Source organism: Elioraea sp. Yellowstone (assembly GCF_006704265.1).
Classification (GTDB): domain Bacteria; phylum Pseudomonadota; class Alphaproteobacteria; order Acetobacterales; family Acetobacteraceae; genus Elioraea.
Genome location: NZ_VIKA01000204.1, coordinates 1 through 4,843, shown reverse-complemented (window position 1 = coordinate 4,843; position 4,843 = coordinate 1). Strand labels below are relative to the sequence as shown.

General features: G+C 72.4%; 5 protein-coding genes and 1 pseudogene. 1 reads left to right on the top strand and 5 read right to left on the bottom strand.

All coding sequences use genetic code 11. The annotated features are described in order from the left end of the window. Positions 1-302: 302 nt before the first annotated feature. The 5 genes from FK498_RS17460 to FK498_RS17440 all read right to left on the bottom strand — a co-directional run bounded on the left by FK498_RS17460 (position 303) and on the right by FK498_RS17440 (position 4,515). On the bottom strand, positions 303-1,232 hold the full coding sequence (locus FK498_RS17460) for a 3-hydroxybutyryl-CoA dehydrogenase (RefSeq protein WP_141856816.1): 930 nt from the start codon (positions 1,230-1,232) through the stop codon (positions 303-305). Beyond that, complete coding sequence (locus tag FK498_RS17455; protein WP_141856814.1) at positions 1,229-2,170, bottom strand: electron transfer flavoprotein subunit alpha/FixB family protein; 942 nt, start codon at positions 2,168-2,170, stop codon at positions 1,229-1,231. Before FK498_RS17455 ends, FK498_RS17460 begins: the two co-directional genes overlap by 4 nt. Before the next feature lie 11 nt (positions 2,171-2,181). Next, on the bottom strand, positions 2,182-2,931 hold the full coding sequence (locus FK498_RS17450) for an electron transfer flavoprotein subunit beta/FixA family protein (protein WP_141856812.1): 750 nt from the start codon (positions 2,929-2,931) through the stop codon (positions 2,182-2,184). 162 nt (positions 2,932-3,093) lie between these two features. Next, positions 3,094-3,285 carry a twin transmembrane helix small protein gene (locus FK498_RS17445; protein WP_141856810.1) on the bottom strand — a complete coding sequence of 64 codons (192 nt, stop codon included), beginning with the start codon at positions 3,283-3,285 and terminating at the stop codon, positions 3,094-3,096. A gap of 48 nt (positions 3,286-3,333) precedes the next feature. Then, positions 3,334-4,515, bottom strand: coding sequence for an MFS transporter (locus FK498_RS17440; RefSeq protein ID WP_161988474.1), 1,182 nt, complete (start codon positions 4,513-4,515; stop codon positions 3,334-3,336). A gap of 134 nt (positions 4,516-4,649) precedes the next feature. Here FK498_RS17440 and FK498_RS20040 point away from each other — a divergent pair. Then, a pseudogene (locus FK498_RS20040) lies at positions 4,650-4,843 on the top strand (hypothetical protein); the annotation flags it as partial.

Here is a 4,843-nt window from a genome sequence, read left to right as displayed (position 1 = left end):
CGGGAAGGTAGAGCGGGCACATGCGCCGGCGCGCCTTGTGGCCAAGCCGCTCCAGGAAGGGCGCAAGCCAGCGCTCCGGATCACCCTGCCAGCCCGCGCCAAAACCCTCTCCCGCCATGACCGGCCCCCAGCAGCCGATCCCTCATCAATCACGCATCCGCCGAGAGGGGAAAAATCGGAAGCCGAACACCTCTCCTGCCAGAGGTGTGCGAGAGCAGATCGCCTACGGCTGGAATCGGCGATAGGCGTGAAGATGCTCGCAAGGTCAGGTTGGAGCGGTTTCGACTCGTGCGGAAACCACTCTAGCGCGTCGGCCGCGGCGTCTCGCCCGAGTAGTCGTAGAACCCCTTGCCGGTCTTCCGCCCGAGCCAGCCTGCCTCGACATACTTCACCAGCAGCGGGCAGGGCCGGTACTTGCTGTCCGCCAGCCCCTCGTGCAGCACCTGCATGATCGACAGGCAGGTGTCGAGGCCGATGAAGTCGGCGAGCTCGAGCGGCCCCATGGGGTGGTTCGCGCCGAGCCTCATCGCCGTGTCGATCGAGCGGATGTCGCCCACGCCCTCGTAGAGCGCATAGGCCGCCTCGTTGATCATCGGCACCAGGATGCGGTTGACGATGAAGGCGGGGAAATCCTCCGCCACTGCGGTGGTCTTGCCGAGCTTCGCCGCCAGCGCCTGGATCGCCTGGAATGTCGGCTCCTCGGTGGCGATGCCGCGGATCACCTCGACCAGCTTCATCACCGGGACGGGGTTCATGAAGTGCATGCCAATGAACTTCCCCGGCCGGTCGGTCGAGGCGGCGAGCCGGGTGATGCTGATCGAGGAGGTGTTGGTGGCGACCAGGCAGCCGGGCTTCAGATGCGGGCAGAGCGCCCGGAAGATCGCCGTCTTGATCTCCTCCTTCTCGGTCGCGGCCTCGATCACGAGATCGGCACCGGCGAAGATCGCGTAGTCGGTGCCGGTGCTGATGCGCGCGAGCGCCGCTTCCTTGTCCGCGGCGGAGATCGCGCCCTTCGCGACCTGGCGCTCCATGTTCCTCGCGATCACCCCGAGCGCGCGCTCGAGCGCCTGCGGATTGACGTCGAGCAGCGTCACCTCCAGCCCGGCGAGCGCGCAGACATGCGCGATGCCGCTGCCCATCTGGCCTGCGCCGATCACGCCGACCGCGGCGATCGTCGGGGTGTCCGTCGATGCCTGCGCCGCTGACGGGGCCGTCCGCGTCTCCATGGTCATCCCGCGCGATCCAGCTCGGCGGCGAGCTCGGGCAGCGCCTGGAACAGATCCGCGACCAGCCCGTAATCGGCGACCTGGAAGATCGGCGCCTCCTCGTCCTTGTTGATGGCGACGATCACCTTGCTGTCCTTCATGCCGGCGAGATGCTGGATCGCGCCCGAGATCCCCACCGCGATGTAGAGCTCGGGGGCGACGATCTTGCCGGTCTGGCCGACCTGGTAGTCGTTCGGCACGAAGCCCGCGTCCACCGCCGCGCGCGAGGCGCCGACCGCGGCGCCGAGCCTGTCGGCGACCGCGTCGATCAGCTTGAAGTTCTCGCCCGAGCCCATGCCGCGACCACCCGAGACGACGATCCGTGCAGCCGTCAGCTCGGGACGCTCGGACTTCGAGAGCTCCTGGCCGACGAAGCGCGACAGGCCCGGATCCTCGGCTGGCGCCACCGCCTCGATCGTCGCCGTCCCGCCCTGCTCGGGCAGCGGGTCGAAGCTCGCCGCGCGCACCGTGATCACCTTGGTCGCGTCCGACGACCGCACGGTGGCGAGCGCGTTGCCGGCATAGATCGGGCGGATGAAGGTGTCGGCGTCCACCACCCCGGCGATGTCGCTGATCGGCTGCACGTCGAGGAGCGCGGCGAGCCGCGGCATCACGTTCTTGCCCGTGGTGGTCGCGGGTGCCAGCAGATGCGTGTAGCCGGGCGCGAGGCGCGCCAGCAGGGCGGCGAGCGGCTCGGCGAGCGGATGCGCATAGGTCGGCGCGTCGGCGACCAGCACCTTCGCCACCCCCGGCAGCCGCGCCGCCGCCTGCGCCGCCTCGGCCACGCCCTCGCCCGCCACCAGCACATGCACCTCGCCGCCGATCCGCTCGGCCGCGGCGACCGCGCTGCGCGTCGGCTGCTTCAGGTTGTGGCCGTCATGGTCGGCCAGAACCAGGATCGCCATCGCCCCTCTCCTCAAATGACCTTGGCTTCGGTGCGGAGCTTCTGCACCAGCTCCGCGACCGACGCGACCTTCACCCCCGCCTTGCGCTTCGGCGGCTCCTCGACCTTCAGCACCGTCAGGCGCGGCGTGACATCGACGCCGAGCTCGGCAGGCTTCAGCGTCTCGATCGTCTTCTTGCGCGCCTTCATGATGTTGGGCAGCGAGGCGTAGCGCGGCTCGTTCAGGCGCAGATCGGTCGTCACGATCGCCGGCAGCTTGAGATCGACCGTCTCGAGCCCGCCATCGATCTCGCGCGTGACCGTCACGCGCCCGTCGCCGAGCTCGACCCTGCTCGCGAAGGTGCCCTGCGGCCAGCCCAGCAGCGCGGCGAGCATCTGGCCCGTCGCGTTCATGTCGTCGTCGATCGCCTGCTTGCCCATGATGACGAGGTCGGGCGACTCCCTCGCCACCAGCGCGCGCAGCAGCTTGGCGACCGCGAGCGGCTGGAGGTCGGCGTCCGTCTCGATCAGGATGCCGCGGTCGGCCCCCATGGCGAGGGCGGTGCGGATCGTCTCCTGGCAGGCGGCCACGCCAGCCGAGACCGCGACGATCTCGCTCGCGCGGCCCTTCTCCTTCAGGCGGACCGCCTCCTCGACCGCGATCTCGTCGAACGGGTTCATTGACATCTTCACGTTCGCCGTGTCGACGCCGGAGCCGTCCGCCTTCACGCGGATCTTCACGTTGTAGTCGACCACCCGCTTCACCGGGACGAGGATCTTCATGCGTGACCTGCCGTGTGGTGGGCGCGCGTCACCGCCTCTTCCGCCGCGCGGGCGGGGGAGGAGCGGGCCTGCCGCGGCGCGGCCGCGGCGGCGGTTCTTCGCGCCTGCAACAAAACGGCCGGGACCATAGGCGGGGCGGGCGGCCGAGTCAAAGCCGCGCGATCAGCCGCGCAGCAGCCACATCAGCAGGAACAGGAGCGCCAGCGCCGTGAACTGCAGCAGCACGCGCCAGCGCATCAGCGCGTTGCTGCGCGCCGGATCCGCCCCGCGCGCGAGCCCCACCACCCCGGCAAGCAGCACCCCGAGGGTCGCCAGCATCGCCGCGACGACCAGGATCGTCAGGACCGTCTTCATCGCGCCCCTATCGCATCTCCGCGGCCGCGCGTCGCGGTCCCCCGGCGCTCACGAGCGGGTGAGACCGGCCCGCGCCACCGGAGCGAGCAGGGCCGCGCCGGCGAGCCCCGCCGCCGCGCACAGCCCGAACCCCGCCGCATAGCCGCCGGTGGCCTGCACCAGCAGGCTGAACAGGCTGGGCGCCACCAGCATCGCCAGGGCGAACACCACGCCGAGCATCGCGGTCGCCGCACCGGCCTGGCCGGGCGGGGCCAGCCGTGCGGCCTCGGCCAGCAGCACGCCGTTCCAGCCGATCGCAGTCGCACCCATCGCGATGCCGGCGGCGGTCACGGCCGCGCCCGGCCAGCCCGGCCCGGCCAGCGCGAGCGCCGCCGAGACGAGCGCGATCGCCACGCCCAGCAGGCGCAGCACCGGCGCCGGCGCAAGACGGTCGGCGAGCACGCCCCAGCCGATCCGGCCGACCATGCCGGCGACCTGCGCGAGCGCGAGATTCGCCCCGGCCGCCACCAGGTCGGCCCCCAGCGCCTCGACCTGGAAGACGACGAAGAAGGAGGAGAAGCAGAACTGGCCGACGCCGAAGGCGGCCGCCGCCAGCGTGATCGCGCGCAGCGCGGCATCGTGCCGGAACAGGCCGAGACTGGCCAGCGCGCCGCGCCAGGAGACCGGCCGCCTCGGGTCGGCGTCCGCATCCAGGCCCCGCCGCAGCGGCCCGAGCGCGAGCGCGACCGCGAGCCCGAAGCCGGCCACCGCCAGCACCGCGCCACGCCAGCCCAGGCCGACGGCGGCGATCGGCGCCACCACGCCGATCAGCGCCGCGCCCGCCGGCACGCCGGTCTGCTTGATGCCGAAGATCAGGCTGCGCCGCCGGGCCGGTGCGCGCGCGTGCAGGATCTGGCTGCCCGAGGGGGTGAGCGGGCCGTGCCCGACGCCGCAGACCACGGCGGAGAGGGCGAGCGCCCAGATCGGCCCGAGCGTCGCCAGCGCAAGCCCGGCCGCGATCACGCCGAGGCAGGCCTGCAGCACCCGCACCGCGCCGTAGCGCGCGATCAGCGCGCCGGTCAGCGGCCCCGAGACCAGAGTGCCGCCATAGACGAGCGAGGTGTGCAGCCCGGCCAGGCTCGGCGGCAGGCCGCTCGCCGCGCCGATCAGCGGGGCGAGCACGGGCACGGCGAGGAAGGCGCCCATGCCGGCGAGATGGGTGGCGAGCAGGGCCAGCAACACCGTGCCCACGGCAGGTGCGGCTCGATCCGGTTTCCGGGAGGACATCGCGACACGACCACGATAGGACGGGGCGGCGGCGCTTGACACCCCGCGGGCGAGAGAGGTTCCGTCGCCCGGCTCTCCCCCTCGGACCACGGAGCCCCATGCCCCGGATGCGCCGCCCTGCCGCGCTGAATGCGCTCCTCGCTGGCCTCGCCGTCGTGATCCTGGCGGTCGGGACCGCCTTCGCCCAGGATGTGCCCGCGCCGGGGCCGACCGCGCCTGCGACCGCCCCGGAGGCGGGCCTGCGCGACGGCGAGGCGCCAGCGCCCGCCCCGGCAGTGCCGGCGACCGTTCC